The 24,919-nt window shown below is 44.5% G+C and carries 26 protein-coding genes and 1 pseudogene; 11 read left to right on the top strand and 16 right to left on the bottom strand.

The window, feature by feature from the left end; all coding sequences use genetic code 11:
* The first annotated feature begins 142 nt into the window (after positions 1 to 142).
* Positions 143 to 1,435 (top strand): M48 family metallopeptidase, encoded by a 1,293-nt coding sequence (locus tag P3L57_RS05545; protein WP_069486335.1) that lies wholly within the window; start codon positions 143 to 145, stop codon positions 1,433 to 1,435.
* 40 nt (positions 1,436 to 1,475) lie between these two features.
* Here the strand turns inward: P3L57_RS05545 and aprE are convergent, their stop codons facing one another.
* The gene (aprE, locus tag P3L57_RS05550; RefSeq protein ID WP_069486336.1) at positions 1,476 to 2,621 is read right to left on the bottom strand and encodes a subtilisin AprE; all 1,146 of its coding nucleotides are present in this window, start codon (positions 2,619 to 2,621) and stop codon (positions 1,476 to 1,478) included.
* A gap of 441 nt (positions 2,622 to 3,062) precedes the next feature.
* On the opposite strand from aprE, the gene P3L57_RS05555 reads away from it, so the two are divergent.
* The 3 genes from P3L57_RS05555 (at position 3,063) to P3L57_RS05565 (ending at position 5,776) form a co-directional block, all read left to right on the top strand.
* Positions 3,063 to 3,512 carry a GNAT family N-acetyltransferase gene (locus P3L57_RS05555; RefSeq protein ID WP_044156522.1) on the top strand — a complete coding sequence of 150 codons (450 nt, stop codon included), beginning with the start codon at positions 3,063 to 3,065 and terminating at the stop codon, positions 3,510 to 3,512.
* Positions 3,513 to 3,583: 71 nt separating this feature from the next.
* Positions 3,584 to 4,576 (top strand): NADPH:quinone oxidoreductase family protein, encoded by a 993-nt coding sequence (locus P3L57_RS05560; protein ID WP_069486337.1) that lies wholly within the window; start codon positions 3,584 to 3,586, stop codon positions 4,574 to 4,576.
* 228 nt (positions 4,577 to 4,804) lie between these two features.
* Complete coding sequence (locus tag P3L57_RS05565) at positions 4,805 to 5,776, top strand: ABC transporter substrate-binding protein (protein WP_069486338.1); 972 nt, start codon at positions 4,805 to 4,807, stop codon at positions 5,774 to 5,776.
* A gap of 28 nt (positions 5,777 to 5,804) precedes the next feature.
* Here P3L57_RS05565 and P3L57_RS05570 read toward each other — a convergent pair whose 3' ends face one another.
* The 7 genes and pseudogenes from P3L57_RS05570 to P3L57_RS05595 all read right to left on the bottom strand — a co-directional run bounded on the left by P3L57_RS05570 (position 5,805) and on the right by P3L57_RS05595 (position 12,654).
* Complete coding sequence (locus P3L57_RS05570; RefSeq protein WP_059352638.1) at positions 5,805 to 6,386, bottom strand: histidine phosphatase family protein; 582 nt, start codon at positions 6,384 to 6,386, stop codon at positions 5,805 to 5,807.
* Between the two features lie 70 nt (positions 6,387 to 6,456).
* On the bottom strand, positions 6,457 to 7,551 hold the full coding sequence (locus P3L57_RS05575; protein ID WP_059336354.1) for an acetyl-CoA C-acyltransferase: 1,095 nt from the start codon (positions 7,549 to 7,551) through the stop codon (positions 6,457 to 6,459).
* Positions 7,548 to 8,987 (bottom strand): acyl-CoA synthetase, encoded by a 1,440-nt coding sequence (locus tag P3L57_RS05580; RefSeq protein ID WP_069486339.1) that lies wholly within the window; start codon positions 8,985 to 8,987, stop codon positions 7,548 to 7,550. Before P3L57_RS05580 ends, P3L57_RS05575 begins: the two co-directional genes overlap by 4 nt.
* A gap of 6 nt (positions 8,988 to 8,993) precedes the next feature.
* Complete coding sequence (locus P3L57_RS05585) at positions 8,994 to 9,551, bottom strand: biotin transporter BioY (RefSeq protein WP_044156513.1); 558 nt, start codon at positions 9,549 to 9,551, stop codon at positions 8,994 to 8,996.
* Between the two features lie 134 nt (positions 9,552 to 9,685).
* Entirely contained in the window at positions 9,686 to 10,201 is a 516-nt protein-coding gene (locus tag P3L57_RS20715; RefSeq protein ID WP_369810943.1) for a methyl-accepting chemotaxis protein, read from the bottom strand.
* 288 nt (positions 10,202 to 10,489) lie between these two features.
* Positions 10,490 to 10,867 (bottom strand): annotated as a pseudogene (locus P3L57_RS20720) (protoglobin domain-containing protein); the annotation flags it as partial.
* Between the two features lie 257 nt (positions 10,868 to 11,124).
* On the bottom strand, positions 11,125 to 12,654 hold the full coding sequence (locus tag P3L57_RS05595; RefSeq protein ID WP_044156510.1) for an FAD-dependent oxidoreductase: 1,530 nt from the start codon (positions 12,652 to 12,654) through the stop codon (positions 11,125 to 11,127).
* A 111-nt stretch (positions 12,655 to 12,765) separates the two neighbouring features.
* Here P3L57_RS05595 and P3L57_RS05600 point away from each other — a divergent pair, with 111 nt between their 5' ends.
* Positions 12,766 to 13,623 (top strand): SDR family oxidoreductase, encoded by an 858-nt coding sequence (locus P3L57_RS05600; protein ID WP_059293097.1) that lies wholly within the window; start codon positions 12,766 to 12,768, stop codon positions 13,621 to 13,623.
* A 28-nt stretch (positions 13,624 to 13,651) separates the two neighbouring features.
* On the opposite strand, the gene P3L57_RS05605 is transcribed toward P3L57_RS05600, so the two are convergent.
* Positions 13,652 to 13,885 carry an IDEAL domain-containing protein gene (locus P3L57_RS05605; protein WP_044156508.1) on the bottom strand — a complete coding sequence of 78 codons (234 nt, stop codon included), beginning with the start codon at positions 13,883 to 13,885 and terminating at the stop codon, positions 13,652 to 13,654.
* 292 nt (positions 13,886 to 14,177) lie between these two features.
* Between P3L57_RS05605 and comK the strand changes: the two genes are divergently transcribed.
* Positions 14,178 to 14,756, top strand: a complete 579-nt coding sequence (comK, locus tag P3L57_RS05610) for a competence transcription factor ComK (RefSeq protein WP_044156506.1) — start codon at positions 14,178 to 14,180, stop codon at positions 14,754 to 14,756.
* A 44-nt stretch (positions 14,757 to 14,800) separates the two neighbouring features.
* Here comK and P3L57_RS05615 read toward each other — a convergent pair whose 3' ends face one another.
* The gene (locus P3L57_RS05615) at positions 14,801 to 15,700 is read right to left on the bottom strand and encodes an SDR family oxidoreductase (RefSeq protein WP_044156505.1); all 900 of its coding nucleotides are present in this window, start codon (positions 15,698 to 15,700) and stop codon (positions 14,801 to 14,803) included.
* A gap of 211 nt (positions 15,701 to 15,911) precedes the next feature.
* On the opposite strand from P3L57_RS05615, the gene P3L57_RS05620 reads away from it, so the two are divergent.
* Positions 15,912 to 16,181 (top strand): excalibur calcium-binding domain-containing protein, encoded by a 270-nt coding sequence (locus P3L57_RS05620; protein WP_010333640.1) that lies wholly within the window; start codon positions 15,912 to 15,914, stop codon positions 16,179 to 16,181.
* 40 nt (positions 16,182 to 16,221) lie between these two features.
* Here the strand turns inward: P3L57_RS05620 and P3L57_RS05625 are convergent, their stop codons facing one another.
* From P3L57_RS05625 to P3L57_RS05635, 3 genes are all read right to left on the bottom strand, one after another.
* Positions 16,222 to 17,691 carry a sodium:solute symporter family protein gene (locus tag P3L57_RS05625; protein ID WP_069486340.1) on the bottom strand — a complete coding sequence of 490 codons (1,470 nt, stop codon included), beginning with the start codon at positions 17,689 to 17,691 and terminating at the stop codon, positions 16,222 to 16,224.
* Entirely contained in the window at positions 17,688 to 17,888 is a 201-nt protein-coding gene (locus P3L57_RS05630; protein ID WP_010333642.1) for a DUF3311 domain-containing protein, read from the bottom strand. Before P3L57_RS05630 ends, P3L57_RS05625 begins: the two co-directional genes overlap by 4 nt.
* Positions 17,889 to 18,079: 191 nt before the next feature.
* Entirely contained in the window at positions 18,080 to 18,442 is a 363-nt protein-coding gene (locus tag P3L57_RS05635) for a YhjD family protein (protein ID WP_059336343.1), read from the bottom strand.
* Positions 18,443 to 18,595: 153 nt separating this feature from the next.
* Here P3L57_RS05635 and P3L57_RS05640 point away from each other — a divergent pair, with 153 nt between their 5' ends.
* The 4 genes from P3L57_RS05640 to P3L57_RS05655 all read left to right on the top strand — a co-directional run bounded on the left by P3L57_RS05640 (position 18,596) and on the right by P3L57_RS05655 (position 22,006).
* Positions 18,596 to 19,219 (top strand): TVP38/TMEM64 family protein, encoded by a 624-nt coding sequence (locus tag P3L57_RS05640; RefSeq protein ID WP_069486341.1) that lies wholly within the window; start codon positions 18,596 to 18,598, stop codon positions 19,217 to 19,219.
* A gap of 1 nt (position 19,220) precedes the next feature.
* Complete coding sequence (lepB, locus tag P3L57_RS05645; protein WP_044156498.1) at positions 19,221 to 19,742, top strand: signal peptidase I; 522 nt, start codon at positions 19,221 to 19,223, stop codon at positions 19,740 to 19,742.
* A gap of 166 nt (positions 19,743 to 19,908) precedes the next feature.
* Positions 19,909 to 21,402, top strand: coding sequence for a monooxygenase (locus P3L57_RS05650; protein WP_069486342.1), 1,494 nt, complete (start codon positions 19,909 to 19,911; stop codon positions 21,400 to 21,402).
* Between the two features lie 76 nt (positions 21,403 to 21,478).
* Positions 21,479 to 22,006 (top strand): MarR family transcriptional regulator, encoded by a 528-nt coding sequence (locus P3L57_RS05655; RefSeq protein WP_044156494.1) that lies wholly within the window; start codon positions 21,479 to 21,481, stop codon positions 22,004 to 22,006.
* A 26-nt stretch (positions 22,007 to 22,032) separates the two neighbouring features.
* Here P3L57_RS05655 and P3L57_RS05660 read toward each other — a convergent pair whose 3' ends face one another.
* From P3L57_RS05660 to ntdC, 3 genes are all read right to left on the bottom strand, one after another.
* The gene (locus tag P3L57_RS05660) at positions 22,033 to 22,227 is read right to left on the bottom strand and encodes a hypothetical protein (protein ID WP_059293208.1); all 195 of its coding nucleotides are present in this window, start codon (positions 22,225 to 22,227) and stop codon (positions 22,033 to 22,035) included.
* 358 nt (positions 22,228 to 22,585) lie between these two features.
* On the bottom strand, positions 22,586 to 23,791 hold the full coding sequence (gene glcP, locus P3L57_RS05665; RefSeq protein WP_044156493.1) for a glucose/mannose transporter GlcP: 1,206 nt from the start codon (positions 23,789 to 23,791) through the stop codon (positions 22,586 to 22,588).
* 71 nt (positions 23,792 to 23,862) lie between these two features.
* Positions 23,863 to 24,915 (bottom strand): glucose-6-phosphate 3-dehydrogenase NdtC, encoded by a 1,053-nt coding sequence (ntdC, locus tag P3L57_RS05670; protein ID WP_059293090.1) that lies wholly within the window; start codon positions 24,913 to 24,915, stop codon positions 23,863 to 23,865.
* Between the last annotated feature and the right edge of the window lie 4 nt (positions 24,916 to 24,919).

A 24,919-nucleotide genomic window follows, 5' to 3' on the forward strand; every position in this document is an offset into this window, starting at 1 on the left:
TGCATCACTCCAAACATTTGCTAGTTTCTCCAGCAAAGGGCGATTCCATGCGAAAAAGTCCGAACTCACAGCTTGGTTCTAAGAAATTGAATTTATGATTACAATAGAAGTAATGGGTCTAGATGTGAGGAGTGAGGCGAATATGCGCAAGTGGATTGCGGGTGCAGGGCTTGCATATGTGCTGTATGGGCTTTTTTTCTATTGGTATTTCTTTATGTCCGGCGATTCCGCTGTGCCGGAGGCCGTGAAAGGAACACAGGCTGACCCGGCTTCTTTCATGAAGCCGTCTCAATTGGCTGTCGCCGAACAGTATTCTGACGTGAAGAACTTTTTATTTTTTATCAGTATTCCTCTTGATTGGTTTCTGTTTTTTGTATTGCTGATCAGCGGTGTTTCAAAGAAAATCAAGCAATGGATGGAAGCGGCTGTGCGTTTTCGTTTTTTGCAGATCATCGGTTTTGTGTTTGTGCTTTCGCTGATCACGGCTCTTGTGACACTGCCTTTGGATTGGATAGGCTATCAGGTATCGCTTGATTACAATATTTCGACGCAGACAGCCTCCAGCTGGGCTAAAGATCAAGTCATTGATTTTTGGATCAGTTTTCCGATCTTTACACTTTGCGTGCTGGTGTTTTATTGGCTGATCAAAAAGCATGAAAAAAAATGGTGGTTTTACGCCTGGCTGTTAACAGTGCCGTTTTCGCTGTTTCTGTTTTTTATTCAGCCGGTGATTATTGATCCTTTATACAATGATTTTTATCCGCTCAAAAACAAAGAGCTGGAAAGCAAAATTTTAGCTCTGGCCGAAGAAGCCGATATTCCGGCTGATCATGTGTATGAAGTGAATATGTCAGAGAAAACAAACGCGCTTAATGCCTATGTGACAGGAATTGGGGCTAATAAGCGGATTGTTCTATGGGATACGACGCTGAATAAACTTGATGATTCGGAAATTCTCTTTATTATGGGGCACGAAATGGGCCATTATGTCATGAAGCACGTGTATATCGGATTGGCTGGCTATTTAATTGTGTCGCTAGCGGGATTTTATGTGGTTGATAAGCTTTACAAGAGGGGGGTACACTTTGCACGCAATCTGTTTCATGTAGAGGGCCGGCGTGATCTTGGGGCATTGCCGCTGTTATTGCTTATCGTGTCTGTTTTGAGCTTTGCTGTTACGCCTTTTTCTAATGCCGTTTCCCGTTATCAGGAAAATAAGGCTGACCAATATGGAATTGAGCTGACAGGGGACAGCGAAGCCGCAGTCAGAACGTTTCAAGATTTGGCTGTTACGGGGCTGAGCCAGGTTGATCCGCCTTTTCTCGTGAAACTTTTCAGAGGGAGCCATCCTTCGATCATGGAACGGATTCAACATGCGGAAACCGAAGAGAATACCTCAGAACACCCCGCCTCAGAACAGGAGGACGACCAATAAAAAAAGAAGCAGGTATGGAGTGACCTGCTTCTCTTTAATCTTATTGTGCAGCTGCTTGTACGTTGATTAACCCTTTTCCATAGTAGAAAGAGCTGCCAAGATTTGTCGCAGTGCTTTCTAAACGATCACGGACTTGTGCATTTGACCAAGTCGGATGTTTAGAAAGGATTAAAGCTGCTGCTCCGGCAACGTGAGGCGTCGCCATTGAGGTTCCGTTATAAGAGCCGTATGTGCCGCCAGGAAGTGTGCTTTGGATCGACACGCCTGGAGCCATAACGTCAAGCTCAGAACCTGCGCTTGAGAAAGAAGCTCTTTGGTTGCTGCTGTTTACTGCGCCTACTGCAATAGTAGAAGGATATTTTGCAGGGTAGCCGACTGTGCTTGTGCTGCCTGAACTTCCTTCGTTTCCGGCTGCGGCAACAACGACGATACCGCTTGCAACCGCTTTATCGACTACTGTTTTCAACGCTGTAGACCCAGTAGGTCCGCCAAGACTCATGTTGATGACATCCATGTTGTTAGAAATTGCCCATTCAATACCGTTAATAATCCAGCTGTATTGGCCGCTTCCAGTAGAATCAAGCACTTTGACTGCATATAACGATGCGCTAGGAGCTACGCCCAGAACACCAATTGTGTTATTAAGAGCGGCAACTGTACCGGCTACATGCGTGCCGTGAGAACTGCCGTCTTGGTATGGGTTTGTTTCAGAAGGTACGAAGCTTGCTCCGCCTCGAACGTTTAAGTCAGGATGAGAAGAGTCAATTCCGCTGTCGATGACAGCTACTTTTACATTAGAGCCTGTGTAGCCTTGAGAGTGAAGAGCCGGCGCTTTAATTTGAGAAATGCCGTAAGGAACAGATTGCGCATATTCATGTGCAACATGATCTTCTTCCACATAAGCAACACTCGGATCTTTTTTCAGTTCTTTTACAGCTTTGTCATCCAATGTTGCTGCGGCTGCATTTACATACTTAAATTGCTTTTGAACTTTACCGCCTTTTTCAGAAATAACATCTTTTTTCTTGGCGGTGCTCATAGCTCCCATTGTCTGTTTAAATCCGACAATGTACTTCTTTTCTTCATTGTTTTTTCCGGCAGCCTGTGCAGACATGTTGCTGAATGCCATCGTGAAGATTAGCGTGAACGCAAACAATAAGCTGATCCACAATTTTTTGCTTCTCACTCTTTACCCTCTCCTTTACAATTTCAGAGCAGCCTATTAATAGACTATTCTGTGAATTTATTGTAATAGATTGGATGCTATTTTAGTAGACCTATTTTTTTGAGATTGTTTTATTTCTATTTAGGTATATCATCTCTCGTTATTTCTATAGAGACTCGAAATAACTGCATTCATACAGAAAAGAACGAAAATAGACATGAGTAAATAATCATTATGTTGAAATTTCATATTTTTTCAGGTTAAATCCTCCCGCGACCAGAAAAAAACCTGTCGAATAAATCAGTTCCATTGACCTGCATGTTTTTCTATGAGATCAATGGATATTATCGTGATATTTTTTCCAAGCATGCTGAAAAAAGTATTCTGATCAATATGGTTTACAGAAAATTCTATTAAATATAAAATATAATTCTTAACAGCATATAGAGAGAAGGAAACGAGATGAACATTCGTCAAGCTTTACCAGCAGATGCGGCAGCTATAGCACCGCTGTTTCATCAGTATCGGGAATTTTATAAGCAGGCGTCGGATCTGGAAGGAGCGGAGGCTTTTTTGAAAGCACGCCTGGAAAATGAAGAGTCTGTTATTTTTATCGCAGAAGAAAATGGGGAATTCATTGGTTTTACACAGCTTTATCCAGCCTTTTCTTCCGTGGCTATGAAAAGAATCTACATATTAAATGATTTATTCGTCGCTTCTTCTGTACGAAAAAAGGGAGTTGGCCGGCGGCTGCTTTCCGCTGCAAAGGATTATGCCGCGGAAAACGGAGCGAAATGTGTAAAGCTGCAGACGGAACATCACAACCGGACGGCAAGAAGTTTATATGAGCAAAACGGCTATGAAGAGGAAACCGCATTTGTGCATTATAGCCTTAATGTGCCGGAGAAGTGAAAATAGAGGTCTCATGATTTGGTTTTTTGGCCGATGTTCGGTTACGATAAAGATGAAAAGGAGTGTGCCGAATGTCAACGTTATTTCAAGCATTGCTGGCAGAAAAAAATGCAGATGATGTTTCAGTCAATATCAAAACCATATCAACAGAGGATTTGCCGAAAGACGGCGTGCTGATTAAAACAGCATATTCAGGCATCAACTACAAAGACGGCTTGGCCGGAAAAGCGGGCGGCAATATTGTCAGAGAATATCCGCTTATTTTAGGCATTGATGCTGCAGGCACGGTTGTCTCTTCAAATGATCCGCGTTTTGCCGAAGGGGATGAAGTCATTGCGACAAGCTATGAGCTTGGTGTCTCACGTCATGGCGGATTAAGCGAATATGTTTCAGTGCCTGGCGACTGGCTGGTGCCTTTGCCAAAGAACCTTTCGCTGCAGGAAGCGATGGCGTACGGAACGGCGGGGTTTACAGCGGCGTTATCTGTGCATCGTCTTGAACAGAACGGACTCTCACCTGAAAAAGGGAGCGTGCTTGTCACCGGAGCAACCGGCGGTGTCGGCGGAATTGCAATAACGATGCTCAGCAAACGCGGCTATAACGTGGTCGCAAGCACAGGAAACCGGGAGGCGACTGACTATTTGAAGCAGCTTGGTGCTAATGAAGTAATCAGCAGGGAAGATGTCTATGACGGTAAACGTAAGGCGCTGTCCAAGCAGCAATGGCAAGGAGCCGTTGATCCTGTCGGCGGGAAGCAGCTTGCCTCGCTTTTAAGCAAAATCCAATACGGCGGATCTGTCGCGGTGAGCGGTTTAACGGGCGGGGGAGAGGTTCCTGCAACGGTGTATCCGTTTATTCTTCGCGGAGTCAGCCTGCTGGGCATAGACTCAGTCTATTGTCCAATGGATCTTAGAGCGGCGGTTTGGGAGCGCATGGCATCCGATCTTAAGCCTGAACAGCTCCTGACAATCATAGACAAGGAAGTCTCATTAACAGAAGCACCTGATGCGTTAAAAGATATTTTGCAAAATCACATTCAAGGAAGAGTCCTTGTAAAACTGTAAAATTGAAGTTTCAGCTTGCAGAAAACACGATGCTTTTTCTGCAAGCTTTTTTGTTTGATTCTAGAATATGCAAGTGAATCCAATGCTTCGTTATTTTAAACGTTCCTTCGATGTGAAACTTTCTATACTGATTTTCAATAATAATAGTGATAATGATTATCATTCCGTGTTATACTATCTTTTGGACATCTTAATTGAGAAACTACATACAGGAGAGACTGCAATGTTATGAAAAAAACACTGATTATTCTTACAGTTTTACTTCTTTCTGTTTTGACTGCGGCTTGTTCTTCTTCAGCCGGCCATCAAAACAGTGAAGAAAATAAAGCAGCGGTAACACATGATTTAGGGAAAACGAACGTGCCTGAGCATCCGAAGCGGGTCGTTGTGCTTGAGCTTGGCTTTATCGACACTTTGCTTGATCTCGGCATTACGCCTGCTGGAGTGGCGGATGACAATAAAGCAAAGCAGCTGATCAACAAGGATGTACTGAAAAAAATTGACGGCTACACATCTGTCGGCACACGGTCACAGCCAAGCATGGAAAAAATCGCTTCGCTAAAACCGGATTTGATTATTGCAGACACGACCCGTCATAAGAAGATATATGATCAGCTGAAAAAAATCGCGCCGACGGTCGCGCTTCATAATTTAAATGCTGATTATCAGGATACAATAGACGCTTCTCTTACCATTGCCAAAGCAGTCGGCAAAGAGAAGGAAATGGAGAAAAAGCTGACAGCGCATGAAGAAAAAGTGAATGAAACAAAGAGAAAGATCAGTGCGAACAGCCAATCTGTGCTTTTGATTGGAAATACAAATGATACGATTATGGCCAGAGATGAAAATTTCTTCACATCGAGACTTTTAACACAAGTCGGCTATCAATATGCGATCAGCACGTCCGATAACAAAAAAACCGGTAATGGCGGCGACTCTGTGAACATGAAAATGACACTTGAGCAGCTGCTGAAAACAGACCCGGATGTAATCATACTGATGACAGGAAAAACAGACGACATTGACGCGGACGGCAAACGCCCGATCGAAAAAAATGTTCTGTGGAAGAAGCTGAAGGCAGTGAAAAACGGACATGTGTACCATGTTGACCGTCAGGTATGGTCTCTGCGCCGCAGTGTGGACGGAGCGAATGCGATTTTAGATGAGCTTCAAAATGATATGACAGCAGAAAATAAATAAGAAAAGACAGGCAAACGCCTGTCTTTTCTTATTGAATAAAACCGGATAAGTGGCTATTGATGTTATAATCTTTAATTTTCCATTTTTCTTCTGCAAATTCAATGTTACTGAGGCAGGCATTGACAAGGCGCGTATTTTGAAGCTCGGCATCACCGCCGGAAATCTCTGTCAGCAGTGCATGAATTGCTGCGCCGTGTGCGACAATCAGCACCTTTTGATTTGGATATGCGCGGTTTACTTTCACCAATCCGCCCATCAGCCTGTCCGTGAGCTCTTTTAGTGTTTCCATGTTTGGATAGTTCTTGTCCGGATAGCGCTTTGTCCGTTCTTCAAGCGGCATGCCCTCCGCGTCCCCGTAATCACGCTCCTTAAAGTCATCCATCTCGACGAGAGGAAGATTGAGGTATTCATTAATAATGTCCGCGGTTCTTCTGGCTCTTTTCAGCGGGCTGGTGACAATGATATCCCAAGAAAAATCTTTTAAGTATTCTCCGGTTTCTTTTGCTTGGCGTTCGCCTGTCGCGTTCAGCGGGATATCTGTTTTTCCTTGGCATTTTTGCTGCAGGTTCCAATCGGTTTCTCCGTGTCTTACTAAGCAAACGGCTGTCATAAAATCCCCTTCCTGACTTTGATCTTATCGCTATTATACTAAATCAGAGGCATGCATCCTATGAAAAAGCCTATGTCAAAACCTCAAATAATAAAGCCATGCCGATTCCGCCGCCGCTTCCGATGGCGGCAACAGCATATTGACAGCCTGTCCGTCTCTGCGCCTCATAAAACAATCTGGTGACCAGTGCCGCCCCGGAAGCGCCGTAAGGATGGCCGAGAGCTAATGCGCCGCCCCGCACATTGATCCTCGTATAGGGAATGCCAAGTTCTTGTGAGCAGACACATATTTTAACGGCAAAGGCTTCGTTGATTTCGTATAAACCGATATCGTCAGTTGTCAATGCGTTTGCAGCTAAAAGCTTTTTGATCGCTTCAACCGGCGCGGCGGACGGATAGTTGGGATGAATGCCGCTAACGGCGCTTCCGATAAAGCGCAGCACAGGTTTATAGCCGAGGGATGCAGCTTTTTTCTCTTCCATGACAAGGAGTGCAGCCGCTCCATCTGAAATGCCGCTGCTATTGGCGGCTGTAACCGTTCCGGAGCTGGTGTCAAACACCGGCTTTGCACGAGAAATGATCGCTTCCATCGGCCGTCTTTTCAGAAAAGCTTCGTCTGTTTCCAACTCCCCGAGAGGAACAATCTCTTCACGGTACAATCCTTCGGTATGAGCACTCCAGCTGCGTTGATAGCTGAGAAGCGCGTATTCGTCCTGCATGCTTCTTGGGATGGCATAACGTGCTGCTGTATATTCGGCCGCCATGCCCATATCGGGATCACCAACAGTGTCCGGCGAAAAGCGGGCTCTTTCTGAAAAAGGTGATCGGCTGCTGCTTTCTGCGCCGCCTGCGATATAAATGTTTCCGGCACCCGCTTTGATAAGATTGCATGCGGAACGCACTGCTTCAAGCCCGGAGCCGCATTGTCTGTCAATCGTCATGCCGGGAACAGATAAAGGGAGTCCAGCTTGAAGTGCTGACAGCCGGGCGAGGTTGCCGCCTCTGCCAGTGGCGTTTCCCAAAATCACCTCGTCAATTGGATCCTCTAGCTTTCGGCTGAGACAGCTGATGAGAGGAGCGGCCAAATCCTCCGGCAGAAACTGCTTCAGCAGACCGTTTTCTTTTCCGAAAATCGTTCGTTTGGCATCTGCAATAACCGCGTTCAATCCACCATACCCCGCAGCCATTTTTTTACGCTGGAACGGGCAATTTTGCCGCTGCTTGTTTCCGGCATACTGTCTGTAAATACCCATTTTTTCGGGATTTTGTAGGATGCCAGTTTCTGCTTGCACCAGGCTTTCAGCTTTTTGGCATCTGTATTCCCGCAAATGACGGCCGCGGGGATTTCTCCCCAATACTCGTCCGGAATGCCCGCCACAGCTGCTTTTTCAACCTCTGGGCAGGAGAGAAGCACGCGCTCAACTTCTTCAGGGAAAATATTTAATCCGCCATATACGACCATTCCGTTTTCCCGTCCTGCTATGTACAGAAATCCCTCTTCATCAACATAGCCCATGTCATCTACTGTCATCCATTCCGGTTGATCTGGTGTGCGGCTGTTTACATAGCCTGAGAACTTCATCGGGCTTTTGACGAATATTTTCCCGATTTCCCCCGGCTGACAGAGGTCCCCGGCGGCGCTGCGGATCTCTATGCGGACATTATGAAAAGGGCGGCCCGCTGAATGAGGTTTTCGTTTGCTGTCTTCTGGTGAGAGATACGCAACAAAGCTAAGCTCAGATGTGCCGTAAAAATCATACAGCTTCAAATGAGGCCATTTGGATGCAAGCTTCTCCTTGGATGCTGCCGGCCAGTCCGCTCCCGAAGAAATGATGTTAACGGAGCTGTCAGGGAAAGCGTGAATGTTGGCGAGGGCATCTGTCATTGTCGGTACGGTATAGAGTACGCTGATGGATTTCTGTGTTAACCACTCCTTCGTTTGAGCGGGAATGAATTTTTTAAGCAAACAAACGGTTCCCCCGAGATACAGAGTGCTGACAGCACCGTATAAAAAGTGAGAGGACAGTAATGTCCCCGGAATCAGAACTTTGTCATTTGAAGAGACCAAAAAATCAGTTTTTGTACAATGAAAGCTTTCAACCCAAGAGCGATGAGAGCGCGTAAATGCTTTCGGCTTGCCTGTTGAGCCTGACGTAAAGCCCATATAAAAGGGAAGCTCCGGGTCAACGGCTGGGACCGGGGCAGCGGATGCCTCAGCGATATGCGCCATACAGTCTTCCAGCCAAACTACGGGTGTCAGACAATCTGTCAGTTTGTTTTTAAAAAGAGATGAAGCCACCACAAAATCAGCACCGCTTAATGCCAGCCGCTCACCGCATTCAGCGGCACTCCAGCGTGTATCAATGGGAACCGCCGTACATCCGGCCGCGGCAGCTCCGGCAAACAGCTGTAAAAATGCAAGGCTGTTTGGGAGCAGGATGGCTACACGTTTTGGAACGTTTGGCTGCGCCCGCAGCCAATTGGCAGTTTGGGTGACGAGCCGGTTCCAATCCCGATATGTAATATGTTCAGATTCAGTCTGGATCGCAATCCGGCTTGGATTTTTATTGGCAAAGGATAGATAAGTATGTGTAATGGTCACAGAATGTTAGCCTCCTTTTGTATACATCGTATCAGAAAGAGACAAGGCTTGGGTGATCTTAATGGCAAGCAGCGCAGATGCTGCCGCTTTTAATAAATCGCCGGGCACAAATGAAAGACTTATAAAACCGGCCTGTAACAGATCAATATGCATGATAAAAGCCTGTACAGGAATGCCCAGCAGGTAAATAAAGATGATGCCAAAGACAATATGAATGAAAAAGAGACGGAACACTGTCACCTTACGCAGTCTGTGAACGGTTAGGCTGATCAGCCACGAGGCGAACGGATAAGCAATCAGAAAACCCGCGCTCGGTCCGAAAAAAACGCCAAACCCTCCGCGGCCGCCGGGCAATAGCGGCGCTCCAAAGGCGACGAGCAGCAAAAAGACAAGCTGGCTTAAAAAAGCGGCTTTGGGTCTGAGAATGCTGCCGGCCAGCATGACACCGAGCGTCTGCAGTGTAATGGGAACAGGTGTAAAGGATAAGAAAAGAGGGGGGATAAAACCAAGCACTGCCATCAGCGCAGTAAAGATTGCAATGTGCATCATGTCTAGTAATTTCATATGAAATCCTCCAACTAACGAATAAAATATGGTTATACAATAAATGCAGACAGCTTTTATGTCAACTTAATTTTAATTAGAGTTTACAAATGCGTGCAAAAAAACCGGCCATGCGGTCGGCCGGTTTTTGATGATTATTCTTCTGTAAGAATGACAAGCGAATCAACAGAAGCAGCCACATGAGAAACGGCGCGGCTGACCTCCTGGAGCCCTCCAAGAAAGGCCTGCAGATCGACGTCAATTTTTCCTGATTGTTCTTTGCTGACTTTCATGCTGTGAACGATTTCATCGAATAAACGGTTAATTTGTGTCATTTTTTCTTTGCTTTCGCTAACAAGCCCGTTCACGTCTTTGATATGCTTCGACACGATGTTGATTTGTGTATTGGTGTTGTTCACAAGCTCGGACACTGTAGAAACGGTTTTTTTCGTATCTTCAGACAGCTTTCGCACCTCATTTGCCACAACGGCAAAGCCTTTGCCGTGTTCGCCTGCACGGGCTGATTCAATAGATGCGTTTAGCGACAGAAGATTCGTTTGTTCGGCGATGCCTGTGACGATGCCGAAGATTTTTTCAATTTGCTGTGCGATTTCATCCAGCTTGACCATTTCTTTTTCAATTTGGACGAGGCTTGTATCGATCTGGTTCATCTGTTTTTGCTGGATTTCAAGCTCTTTTTTCCCGCCGATCGACTTTTCTTCAACGGTGCTGGATGTCACTGTGCCGGCTTTGGATGCTTCGGAAATGCCTTCAGATTTGTCAACAAGCTCTTGAACGGATCGGCTCGTTTCTGAAAACAGATTTGCGATCGACCCGGAGGTTTCTTGGATTCTCTGATGCAGAAGATTTTTTCTTTCTTCTTGTTCATCGCGGGTTTGGTTGTATTCAGCTTGAAATGCTTCAAGGACAAGCTGCTGTTCTAAGTTCAAGATTTTAGTTGTCGCTTTGATTGCTTTCAGCAGTTCCTGGTGATCTGTAATTGACTTTTCATAAATGTCAATCATTGATAGAAGCAATTCCTGAAACGCCCCCATGTACCATTTTGGCAGAAGGCCGATTCGTAAATGGATAGAAGCAATTTTATTTCGTTTTTCAATAAATTCATCATCAATGACACCGGCAAACATTTCCTGAATATGCCGTTTTAACGTTTGTTTTAAGCGGTCAACTGAGCTGTGGTCGTTAATGATATCCATTAATGAGCTTTCATGATCAAGATTTTTATAGAAAGCGTCAACAATGTAAACAATGTGTTCTTGGATTAAGGGCTGCAGCTCTTGCAGCACGTGCAGCTCTGGATCTCCCAGCCTGACCATTTTGAGCTGTTTTTTCACATCTGAGAACTTGTTTGTGAGCTGAATGCGGTTTTTTTGCTGGCCGTTTGAATCTGAAAAATAAGCCGTTTCTTTTTTTCTATCTTTTTTAAATAACAATACAGTGATCCCCCTTGGGAAAATATAATTTTATCTTTTGGCTTTTTAAGCCTTTTTCTTTTTTATCGGTCAAGGGAAGCACGAATGAAGACGGCAGATAGAAATTATTTATAAAAAAACCGTTCAGTTATATGAACGGTTTAATCAAGGTCAATTTGTTTTAGTGGTTTGATGGCCGGTCCTTCGACTACCTCGCCAGTTGGTTTAAAGCGTGATCCGTGGCACGGACAATCCCATGTGTGCTCTCCATCGTTCCATTCCACTTCACAGCCTAAATGGGTGCAGGTTGTATCAACAAGATGCAGGCAGCCCGTTTCATCTCTGAATGCCCCCGCGCGTCTGCCGTTAATGGTGACGGCTTTTCCTTCACCTGGCGCGATCTCTTCAAACTCGACGTCCGGTTTTTCAAGCTTCCCTTTAATGAAATGCTTAGCCACATCTGCATTGTAAGAAATCACCTTTTGCAAGCCGGGATTCAGATGGAAACGAGACGGTGTAAAAATGCTCTCATATGGATTGTCTTTTTTCTCCACAAGGTCTGACAAAAGCTGAGCTGCGACAGCTGATGATGTCATGCCCCATTTTTTGAAGCCGGTCGCAACGAGAATATTGTCTTCGTTTTCAGACATAGGCCCGATGAATGGGATTTTATCGATGGTCACGAGATCCTGTGTGGACCAGTAATAGGGAATGCTTTCGATTCCAATTGTGCTTTCTGCCAATTGTCTCAGCGTTTCGTAATGGGTCGACATGTCTTTGCCTTGGCCTGTTTTATGGCTTACTCCGCTGAAGAGAATCAGCTTTTCTCCGTTTACAATGGTGTAGCGAAGCGCAACTGACGGCTGGTCTATACTTAAATACATGCCCTCAGGATAGTCGATCTTCGGCTTGACGGCGAGGACATAGGATCTGTCAGAATACATTCTTGCTGCATATAATCCGCCCCCGTCATAAAAAGGGAAATGGGAGCAGCATACGATAAATCGGCTTTTAATGGCGTGCCGGCTTTTTGTAACAACTTCAGGCATTTCTCCTTTTTTAATATCAAGCGCAACAGTCTCTTCATAAATCCGTCCGCCCTTTTGCACGATCTGATCAAGGAGCGCGGTTAAAAAGTGAAGCGGGTGAAATTGGGCCTGATTCTTCATCACAAGCGCCAGCTTAGAGCCGACGGGAAGCGGAAGATCTTTTATGAGATCCCTTTCAATCCCGAGTTTTGTGTATGCCTCATGCTCAGTGCGGATTTTTTGTACAGCATCTTCACTTGCTGTGTAAAGGTAAGCGTCTTGTTCGGTCCATTCGCAATCGATCTGAAGTTCATCAACAATTCCTTTTATATAATCAATTGCATTCTGGTTCGCTTCATAATAAAGCCTTGCGTGGTTCAGTCCGAAATTGCGGATAAATTCATCATAAATCATGTCGTGCTGCGCTGTAATTTTTGCCGTTGTGTGGGCCGTTGTGCCATTGAGAACCTGATTCGCTTCAATCAGAACGACTCGGAAGCCTCTTTTGGACAGCTCGTAGGCCGTCGTGATTCCTGTAATGCCTCCTCCAATAATGGTGACATCACATTCCGTATCCTCTTGCAGCGCCGGAAAAGAAGGCAAGTCCGCCGATGTTCTCCAATATGTTTCGGGAGCTTCTTTTGAAAAAGGTTGATTAGTCAAACCATTGTACCTCCAATATCACTTATTCTTAATTTTTCCATTTTCTATCTTTTCATACATAGGAAGCAGGCTTTGGTCATACCATAATAGGGTTGAAAAGGAGTGATTGCATTGGCGAATGAGAAAAAGAAAACATTGCCGCCGCAGCATCAGGACCAGCAGCCGGGATTCGAATATCTGATGGATCCCCGTCCGGTATTTGATAAGCCGAAGAAGGCAAAAAAACTAGCGGGCAAAACGGCCATTATTACAGGCGGAGACAGCGGGATCGGACGTGCTGTATCGGTGTTATTCGCAAAAGAAGGGGCGAATGTGGTCATTGTATATTTTAATGAACATCAGGACGCCGAAGAAACAAAGGAGTATGTAGAGAAAGAAGGGGTGAAGTGCCTGCTGATTGCAGGAGATGTCGGAGATGAAGCTTTTTGTAATGAAGTGGTAAGACAGGCCAGCCAGGCTTTTCCAACCATAGATATTTTGGTTAATAATGCCGCTGAGCAGCATGTGCAGCCGAGCATTGAAAAAATTACTAGCCACCAGCTGATCAGAACCTTTCAGACGAACATTTTTTCTATGTTTTATTTAACGAAGGCTGTGCTGCCTCATTTGAAAAAAGGAAGCAGTATTATCAATACAGCATCGATCACCGCGTACAAAGGCAATAAAACATTGATCGATTATTCAGCGACGAAAGGAGCCATTGTCACATTTACAAGATCCCTTTCCCAATCGCTTGTTCAGCAAGGCATTCGAGTCAATGCGGTTGCGCCGGGGCCAATCTGGACACCGCTCATTCCGGCCAGCTTTGCTGCAAAAGATGTGGAAGTGTTTGGTTCGGATGTGCCGATGGAACGGCCGGGCCAGCCGGTGGAAGTGGCGCCGAGCTATTTATATCTTGCCAGCGATGATTCCACTTACGTCACCGGCCAGACCATTCATGTCAACGGGGGAACGATTGTAAATGGGTAATTAAAAAAGCCAATCCTTAAGGATTGGCTTATTCGCTCTGTTTGAGCGCTGCATATTCTTTAGAGAGCGTAAGAAACGCATCTTTATCTTTTTCGTCCAAGGCTTTGTTGATTTGGTCAGTCAGCATGGTCAACCGACGCTTAAACAAGGATTCATCGAGCACCATTTGAATGTAAATATCCATCATTGTTCCATCAAATTCTTTTGTTTTTTGCGTGTTGCGGGACTTCATGAGCTCAGTGTACGACTTTTTCTCTTTCATAAAGAATCCCCCCAATGCCTTTTTTATAGTATATGGATAACGGTCGAAAAAATCAATAAATTTTTATAATCTTTAGACAACTAATACTTGGCAATCTATCGACATATCCTGCGAAATGCTGTGATCTGAGATCATGCAGTAAAGTAAAATCGCTTTATTAATAGTAAAATAGAACTAAAAAATATAAATAAAAGATGATTTTAGTTCATTTGTTAAAAAATCCTGTCGTTTTATAAACACAGATGATAGATTATTAGTATAAATTTTGCAGAAAAAGGATGGAGGACATAACATGAGTCAGAAAACTGACACACCATTAGAATCGTATGAAGTAAACAGCGCAACAATTGCCGTTTTGCCAGAAGAAATCGACGGCAAAATCTGTTCAAAAATCATTGAAAAAGACTGTATGTTTTACGTCAGCATGAAGCCGCTGCAAATTGTCGACCGAAGCTGCCGATTTTTCGGATCAAGCTACGCGGGAAGAAAAGCGGGAACTTATGAAGTGACAAAAATTTCTCACAAACCGCCAATCATGGTGGACCCTTCGAACCAAATCTTTTTATTCCCTACACTTTCTTCGACTAGACCCCAATGCGGCTGGATTTCCCATGTGCATGTAAAAGAATTCAAACCGACTGAATTCGACGATACGGAAGTGACGTTTTCAAACGGAAAAAAGATGGAACTGCCGGTCTCCTGCAATTCGTTCGAGAATCAGGTATACCGGACAGCCTGGCTCAGAACCAAATTTCAGGACAGAATCGAACACCGTGTCCCGAAACGGCAGGAATTTATGCTGTATCCGAAGGAAGAGCGGACGAAGATGATTTATGATTTTATTTTGCGTGAGCTTGGGGAGCGGTATTAGAAAATAGAAAGGAGCTGACCAAACAGGGCAGCTCCTTCTAACGATCAGGCCGTCGGAATTCCGCCGGTGATGCCGTATATTTGAGATGTCACATAGCTTGAATTCTCTGAAGCTAAGAATACATAAACATCTGCCAGTTCCGCCGGCTGTCCCGCGCGGTTTAATGGTGACGGCGGCGTCCCTTTGCCGAATTTCGGAATGTTTTCAGTTGGCTGTCCGCCGGAAATTTGCAGCGGAGTCCAGATTGGTCCTGGCGCAACAGAGTTCACTCTGATGCCTTTGGGCGCCAGCTGTTTTCCGAGCGCAACGGTAAAGCCGATAATGGCGTTTTTCGTCGCCGCGTAATCTAACAGCATCGGGCTTGGGTTGTAGCCTTCAACTGAAGTTGTGGTAATAATAGACGCGCCCTCCGGCAAATACGGAAGCGCCGCTTTAACAACCCAATATAGCGAGAAGACGTTCACTTCAAACGTCTTATAGATTTGTTCAGTAGGAAGGTCTTCGATGTTTTGCACTGCTTGCTGTTTACCGGCAACGAGCGCTAACACATCCAGCCCGCCGAGTTCGTTATGCGCTTGTTTGACTAAATCGTGACAAAACGATTCGTCACTCAGATCACCTGGAATCAGGACTGCCTTGCGTCCTTCTGCTTCAATCAGTTCCTTTACTTCTTCTGCATCAGGCTGTTCCGCGGGCAAATAGTTAATTGCCACATCGGCGCCTTCCCGGGCATAAGCGATGGCGGCAGCGCGGCCAATACCGGAATCACCGCCGGTGACAAGAGCTTTTCGGCCATTTAGTTTGCCAGCTCCTTTATAGCTTTTTTCTCCGCAGTCCGGAATCGGCTTCATTTTTTGCTGCAAGCCGGGCGGTTCTTGGTATTGTTCAGGAAATTCATCGTGAAAAAATGCTGTTAAAGGATTGTTTCGTTTTGTATCAGACATCATTAACGCTCCTTTTTGTGTGGTGTACATTCGTATGTGTACCCTTGAGCAAAGTGAGAAAAACATGTTTTGGCAGTTTGCATCTCTGCAAGACAAAGAAAGCAAAAAAACTGCCGCTCCTTCCATATTTATCTTGTAAAATATGCCGAATTGAATTATGATAAAATCGCTATAAAACAACTAAATATTGGGTATGGGGGAGTATATTGTCATGAAAAAAGCCGCGGCGCTTTTGCTTTCACTCGGTCTCGTTTTCGGTTTTTCATACGGAGCTGACCATGTGGCGGAAGCCAAAACGAAGGTAAAGACTTATAAGAACTGCAAGGAATTAAACAAAGTGTACAAAGGCGGGGTAGCCCGTACGTCCAAGGTGAAAAATAAAGGCGGAAAAACGAAGTACAAGCCTTACGTATCTAAGGCGCTTTATGATGCCAATAAAAAGAGCGACCGTGATAAAGATTTTATCGCCTGCGAACGCTAATCAAAAAAGCAATCTGTTGCCCAGATTGCTTTTTTTTTGTTTAAGCGGCTTGATCAGCAGCTGCGCTTTTTGTTTTTCTTGTCATAAGACTGACCGCCATCATGACCGTAACATTCAGCAGCAAAGCGACAATGCCGACGTTTAAGTCTTTCGCCGCTTGCGGCAGCGCCGGAAATAAAGTGCCGATTGTTGTTTCTGTAACGGTAATATAAGAAACCGCTCCGACTCCCGTTATAATGCCGGCAAAGGCTCCTTGTTTGGTCACGATCTTATGCTTGAACAGGCTGAACAGCAGGGCCGGAAATAGCTGTGTGACGAGGCTGTATCCCATAAGGAGAAGCGTAACGATTGTGTTCCCGCCTTTGAATGTAAAGTACACAGCAATCAGCGCAATCACAGGCACTAAACATTTAGCCAATAATGACACCTGCTGTTCCGTCGTGCGGGGAGCAAACACTTGATAAACATTTTTGGCAAACAAAGTGGAGGCCGACATTAAAATCATGGAACCCGGCACAAGCGCTGTCAGCAGTCCGGCTGCCCCAATGACTCCGACAAACCAAGGATCAAAGGTTTGAAGAGACAGTCTCAAAAGTGATAAATCCGCGTCTGCGCCTTTCAGACCGGGAACTTGCAGGATAGCCGCAAAGCCGACGAAAAGGACAAATAGAAGGACCAGCTGGTATAAAGGCATAATAATGGCGTTTTTTCGAAAGACTTTTGGGTTTTCTGCTGAATAGGAAGCGGAAAACGTATGGGGCCACATATAAAAGCCCAGCGCCGTCAGCAGCACGGTTGAACTGAACCATGCAGCACTTTGCCCTGTTTCGGGCAGGGTAATAAAACCGGGATTTGCGTTTTCAATCTGCTGAAACATGTCTTGAAATCCGCCGTAGTAATGAATCGGCAGATATACGCCTAAGAATAAAACGACGGCCAAAATCATGATGTCTTTGACAACGGATATCCAGGCGGACCCGTGGATGCCGGATACCATAACGTAAACTGTGATTGAAATGACGCCGATCCAAATGGCAGCAGTAGGAGAAATTTTTCCGTAAGACGTTTCCGATACAATCAATCCAAGCCCTTTCAGCTGCAGCACAAGATAAGGAATAAGCGCGGCGATGCCGACAAGTGAGACGAGCACGCCAAGCAGCGGGCTGTTGTACTTTTTGATGAAAAAATCGGACTGCGACATCAGCTTATGCTGTTTCGCATAGGACCATACCGCCGGCAGGAGCCAATAAGAAAGAATATAGGCCAGACAGCCGTAGGCGATGATGTAAAAGGCCGGCCCGCCTTTTCCGTAAGCCCAGCCGCTTCCGCCGAGAAACGTAAACGTCGTATAAATCTCTCCTGCCATCAATAGGAAAACAAAGACAGTACCGAAGCCGCGGCTTCCAACCGTCCACTGCTCAAGGTCCATGTCTTTTCCTTTTTGGGCGCGTACGCCGAGAAACATGCTGAATAGCAGGACACCGAAAATGATGATGAGAGCTGCGTTCATTCTGCTTCCTCCCTTTTATTTTCTTTGTCGAGGACATACACGATCGCCATCAGGACAGAGGTCAGCAAAGCCCACATGACGACATAGGCGAGAATGAATGGCATGCCAAACAGATAGGGTGTCACTTTGTTTGCAAAAGGGATGCCAAGCAAAAGTCCGATGAAGGGTAAAGCGGCAAGAATGTGAATCAGTTTCATAGAATCCTCCTTTGATCAAAAATGGGCGCTAATCTGGCGGCACATGTCATTTTTTGGGGAGTGAAAGGCTGTGGTACGAATTATAAATAAATTTATTTTGTTTGTATAGTGCGAATTGTCAGAAATTTATTCTTAAGGAGCTAGAAGGGGGGACGGGCGCAAGGAGGGGAATACAGAATGATTCGAAAGACTTATGGCGAGTCCGGCGCAAATAAATAGAATGTTAACAAACTGCTTACTTGCTCTCGAATTCGCGGGTTAAAATAGCGGTGTTTTTCTTCGTAGCCATCAATGACAAATAAATAAAGCGTAAAGGCTTCATCACGCTCAGCCTCGTAGATGGCGATTTTTCTTTTCCTCAACTCTTTTCTGATCTCAATCAGATCCTTTTGTGCTATTTTTAATGATTCGTTGATAAGTTGTATATAAGGGTGTTTCAATTTTAATGAGCTTTTCTCAATTCCGCCGAGATCGCGGTTTAAAATCGTAATGACCATAGGCAAAAAGAGAGCCCGCTCTATCAATTCATATCCTTCCGGCTGCAAATGCGGCATGGTAACCTCCTTCTTTCTTGAGGGAACGTTTGTTCTTTTTATATTCTATATCGGCTGGTGAAATGTTTCAAGACAGAAAAAATCACCAAAACTTTTTAGTTTTTCGCCGAGAATGTGTAGAATAAGGATAGACAAACCCGGTGAGGAGTATAAATGTTGGAGCAATTTTTATCCTATTTGACAGAGGATCGTTTAACTGAATTATTTCAAAGCTATAGGGCTTTCGGTCCGCTTATTGCTGTGCTGCTGCCTTTAATTGAAGCATTTCTTCCGTTTTTGCCGCTTATCGTTTTTGTGGTGGCGAATACAAATTCGTTTGGATTGTGGGAAGGCTTCATCCTGTCATGGGCCGGATCAACAGCGGGATCCATTCTCGTGTTTTTCATTGTCCGTCATTATGGACAAAGAAGAGCTCTTGGATTCATCCGCAGGCATCCGTCTGTCAGAAAGCTTATGTTATGGGTGGAAAGACACGGTTTTGGCCCGATGTTTCTTCTGCTTTGTTTTCCATTTACACCGTCTGCCGCGGTGAATGTTGTCGCTGGTTTGTCAAGGATCGGGACGCGGCCGTTTGTTTTGGCGGCAGCCTCGGGAAAGCTCGTCATGATTTTTATGATCAGCTTCATCGGATATGATCTTCACGCGCTGATCACACAGCCGATTCGCACGGTTATTGCCGTTCTGGTGATTGCTGTCTTATGGTATGTCGGCAAAAGGGTGGAACGGCATCTGCATGTGAGAGCCAGCCAGCGTGAGCATGATGGAGGGAGACAGTAACATGAAAAAACGGTTTTGGTTTCTTGCCGGTGTCGTGTCCGTAGTTCTCGCCATTCAAGTCAAAAATGCCGTCTTTATTGATTACAAAGTAGAAGGCATCAGCATGAACCCGACTTTTCAGGAAGGGAACGAACTGTTGGTCAATAAATTTTCACATCGATTCAAAACCATCCATCGTTTTGATATTGTTTTGTTTAAAGGCCCTGATCAAAAAGTGCTGATTAAGCGGGTAATCGGCTTGCCCGGTGAATCGATCAAATATAAAGATGATCAGCTGTATGTGAACGGAAAGCAGGTGGCTGAACCATTTTTGAAGCATTTGAAATCAGTTTCTGCCGGAAGCCATGTAACAGGTGATTTTACGTTGAAAGATGTGACAGGAACAAGCAAGGTGCCGAAAGGTCAATATTTTGTCGTTGGAGATAATCGCATATACAGCTTCGACAGCCGGCACTTTGGTCCGGTTAGAGAAAAAAATATCGTCGGTTTGATTTCCGATGCTGAACAAAAAGACGCCAATTGAAGCGGCGTCTTTTTTGTGCTGGTTTGGAAAAATGTGTTGAAGAAAAAATTGTAAGGAGTTATAATCAAAATTGTTACGCACGTAACAAAAAATATTTGATTTTTAGTTTTTCTTTTATTTTTAGTGGTTTTCATTAGTTTTATATGAAACAAAAGGAGTGATTTAGATGAATGTTGAAGCAGTGATTATAGGAGGAGGACCGGTCGGATTTATGCTGGCTTCCGAGCTTGCGATGGCTGGGGTGAAAACATGTGTGATTGAGCGGCTTGAAAAGCCTGTTCCGCATTCTAAGGCGCTGACGCTGCATCCCCGCACGCTGGAGCTTCTTGAGATGAGAGGGCTGCTGGAACGTTTCGTATCCATGGGAACCAAGATACCTTCCGGACACTTTTCGATGCTGGATACACGTCTTGATTTTTCAGACTTGGATACGGGCTGTCCTTACACGCTTTTGCTTCCGCAGGCCAAAACAGAGCAGCTGCTAGAGGAACATGCGCGGAGCCTGGGAGCAGCGGTGTTACGAGGGGCAGAGGTGCTGGCGGTTACGCAAAACGAAGCAGAGGCGCACATCATTTTCAAGGATCAGGACGGCAGTCTGAGGACAATCACAAGTATGTTTGCCATTGGTGCCGATGGAGCAGGAAGTACTGTCCGGAAACAGGCTCGAATTGAGTTTCCGGGAACAGACAGCACCATTACAGCAGCGCTTGGAGATGTGGCGCTCCTTTCTCCGCCGCCGTCAGGAGTGCTGTCCCTTTGCACAAAAGAGGGGGGTGTCATGATCGTTCCGCTTTCTCCGGGCCGATACCGTGTAGTCGTGATCAGCCCTTATCGCACGCAGACGCCGAAAGATGTGCCTGTCACTGAGGAGGAGCTAAAAACTGATCTCATACGAATTTGCGGGACTGACTTCGGTTTAACCGAGCCTTCCTGGATGTCACGGTTCGGGAACGCCGCACGCCAAGCGAAGCGGTACCGCGACGGCAGAATCTTCCTTGCAGGGGATGCGGCGCATATTCATTTTCCAGCGGGCGGCCAAGGGCTGAATGTCGGCCTTCAGGATGCGATGAATCTTGGATGGAAGCTGGCGGCGGCCGTCAAGGGCGCTGCGCCTTCATGGCTTTTAGACAGCTATCATGAGGAGCGGCACCCGGCTGCAGAAGGGCTCCTGAGGAACACGGAGGCGCAGACGAAACTGATTGATTTCACTCAAGCAGGCCTCCATTTGCGGAGTATGATGTCGGAGCTGCTCGCCTTCCCTGAAGTGAATCGATATGTAGCGGGGCAAATTTCTGCGCTTGATGTCAGATATGAAGCCGATCCCAATATGCCGCCGCATCGTTTGAACGGGTCAAGGCTCCCTGATATGGAGCTGATTCGTTCCGGCGGCAGTTCGGAACGGCTGTACAGCTGTCTCCAAAACGGGACATTCGTTTTGCTGTCATTGATGCAAGAAGCTGATGATCATAGCCGAATGAGAGGCTTACGCACGGTAAACGCCTCGCTTGCAGAACCGAATGAAAAGTTGCGGGACGTGCATACAATATTGATTCGCCCTGACGGACATGTTGCCTGGGCCGTGGATGCATCGGCGCCTGATTGTGCCGAGGTGATTCAAACAGGGATCAGCCGCTGGCTTTCCGTTACCAGCCGGGTGTAACGCAATTCGATTGTTTCATCTGTAACAAAACGGTATGATAGAAGAAACAATCGAATGAAAAAGGATGGAAAACCAGATGAATACAGATCATACGAAACGCAATCTTTTTGAATTATATGCGGAGCTCATTCATCAGCAGGAGAAATGGGAGGGGCTTATTAAAGCCTTTTTGGCTGATGAATTGAAGAAGCTTGATGCCGAGCACGGGAGTAAATCTCAATTGACGATGACAGAAATTCATGTTTTATCCTGTGTCGGGGACAATGAACCAATCAATGTCACGTCTATAGCAGAAAAAATGAATACGACAAAAGCGACTGTATCGCGCATCAGCACAAAATTGCTCGGCGCCGGCTTCCTTCATAGAACACAGCTCAGCGATAATAAGAAGGAGGTCTACTTCCGTTTGACGCCGGCTGGGAAAAAACTTCACAATTTGCATAAATATTATCATCAGAAGGTCGAACAGCGTTTTCTGTCATTTTTTGATCGGTATACAGAGGAAGAGATTCTTTTTGCGGAACGGCTGTTTCGGGATCTGGTGACAAAATGGTATCCGTCGTCAGAAGAGATGGAAGATGGTCTTCACAACGTTTTTAAATAAAAAACACGCACTGAGGTGGGTGTTTTTTACGTTTCTTCTTTCTTTTTCAAGATTGTAAGGTAAATCAGATTTCCTCCGGCTAAAATGATAAGCGGCAGTCCAGGGGAGCTGGATGTCACCAAATTATAAATCAGCCAGATTCCTAAACATATTCCATAATATAAGTGCATTGCTTTCTCGGGGTTGTCGCGCAGCAAACTCACTTTAAAAATCTTTTTCATCATAACGCCCCTATTCATTTTATGATTTCTCCTTTAGTTTACATGCATCTTCGGTTCATCTCAAAATTCGATCTTTGGCTTTTGATGCTTCCTCAGAATATGCTGAGGAAATTTTAGGTTTATTTTTGATGGGGAGCAACAGGCTAGTATACCTTGATTTATGGATGTATCATAAAACAATTCTGTAAATACCTTTGCTAGTCACCTGAACGTATCTCGGACAGGTACAGAATCATAATCACTTCTATCATCTACCATCTCCCTTGCTAAAACACTGTTTTCTCATGACAAAAAAGAGGACATTAAGTCCTCTTCTTACTTACGATATGTCTATTCGTATCTTTCATTTACACGTTTTTTACTGTGTTTTTGAAGCTTTGCTTTCAAGTGAAATAGGGTCTTCTGTTTTAGTTCTCCTAATCTTTACAGAAATACCTACTAGAATGACCGCCATCGTTGTAAAGATTCCCATGGTTAATAAGATCGTATCCTGATTTAAGCTCCATCCAATTAAGAAAGAGATGATCGCTCCTCCGAAACTTGCCGAAGCAATAAATAAACTTGTAACTTCGTCAACGTACTTCTGAATAATGATTGATGCTAGTGTTAAAGCGATAGGAAATATGCCCGCTATACTTAGACCAATCAAAAATGTGCCGCCCAATTGAAGTAAGGGGTTACTTATATAAGAGAAGGCGATCAACAAAACAATTAAACAACTGCAACTAAATAGGAGGTACTTAGAAAAATTAAGCCTTCTGCTTACGAAACCAATCAGTATTCTTCCTATGATGATCCCTACCCAGAAAAAGGAGACACTGATAAGACTGATTTGTTCATTGTCTTGGTTTATCATAATTGAAGGTAAAAAGTTGGCGAAATTTGTTTCAATACCAGCATATAGGAAAGCAAAAAATACAAAAAAGCCTAATTGCTTTGATTTTTTTCTGTCTCCTATAAAGTATTGAAATGCTCCTGCATCTGGCAAGGCCACTTGCTGGTTAGCATTCTTAGCATACTTTCGGTTCTTGGATAAGAAAATTAACCACCCTGCTAATAGGACGAACAAAAAGGTGAATATGCAGTAATACGGTAAAAACCAGTTATTGATATTGATGAAGGAATTAATTAATAATGGGAAAGTTAAAGCGCCTAATCCAAAGAGGACTTCCAGCTTACTCATTTTTTCTGCATTACTTTCGAAATTAGCAATAACAAAGGAACCAACTGTCGTTTCTAATGTACCTGCTCCATATCCTAAGAGAAAAGCCATTACAACAATATAATACCAATCCTTAGTGAGAAAAAAGATACTTAACGCTGCAAGCATTATGATCAAAGCTAAAGTAAGTGTCCTAAAGTGACTGTATTTCTTAATCATTAACGGTGCGATTAATACCCCGCTTAGGAATCCGGTAAACTGAAAGAAAATGATTACCGAAATATCATCTGTTGTCTTGTTAAAAGACTCTAAAAGAAATGGTGTCAAACTTCCTGTTGATATATGGATAATACCCACTGTGAAAAAGAAAGCATATCCAAATAAATATGTCCCTCTTAACATTCATTACACCCCTATATGAAAAAGCAGGAAAATAAATTCCTGCTTTTTCAGTAACTTATCTCTTCGAAATACTAGTTGACTGCTAAAACAGACATTGTTTGAGAGTTGCTATCTTTCTCAAAGAACATTTCTAATACTTCCTGAGATCTAAAACCATCGTGAAAAGAAGGGATCTCAACCCAATCTTTCTGAGTTGATGAAATCCAATTGATTAACTCGCTTCTAAAAGAATCAGCCCAACCATAAAATTCGTTTGGCGGATCATTTAATAGACTTTGCGGCACTGGGCAGTCTACCACGTTCAAGCCATCTATGAGCTTGTAAACGTGAGGGTTGCCTGTGTGGTATTTAAACTCTTTTTTGTGTCCAACTACCTCAATGCTAAAACCGCAGTCTTCAGGTACAGAACATTTTGATGTGATGATATTTACAAATACCTTGTTCTTCAGTTGACCGTAAATTTCTGCATAGTCATCTACAAGTACCTGTTTATCCTCTTTTGTTTTTACATTTGTGTTCATCTTTGCCCTTACTGATTCTGTGATGAAATCACTCTCGAACAAATACCATACCATGTCGATAAGGTGAATACCCAGATCCCCCAATGACCCGCTGGTCTTCTTACTATTCGCGTCATCTCTCCAAGTAAACTTCTTACGTCTAAGGGCGCTGTTTTTCTTGAAGTGTACTTTTATGGACAGGATGTTACCTAGTTCATTATTGATAATTAAGCTTTTTAAGATATTTACGTAAGACAAATATCTATAATTAAATCCCATACTAGCTCTTACGTCTAACCTTTCAGCAGTGTCTTTCATAATGCTTGCTTCCTCAAGAGAAATAGCCATAGGCTTTTCACACAATACATGCTTATGCTTTTCTAATGCTTGCAAAGCATGTTCTTTATGGCAAAAGTTTGGAGATGCTACAATTAAACCTTCTGAGACATCAATTAGTTCATCTACATTTTCATATGTCTTCCCGCCGAAAGTTTTCACAAAGCCTTCCGCATTTTGTTGATTTATGTCATACACCCCTACTAACTCTGCATTTTTAATTGTAGATAAAGCAGTTGCGTGCGCTCTTGCAATACCGCCTGCACCTATGATACCAATCTTCTTCATACTC

The organism is Bacillus sp. B28, from assembly GCF_029536185.1.
Lineage (GTDB): Bacteria > Bacillota > Bacilli > Bacillales > Bacillaceae > Bacillus > Bacillus halotolerans.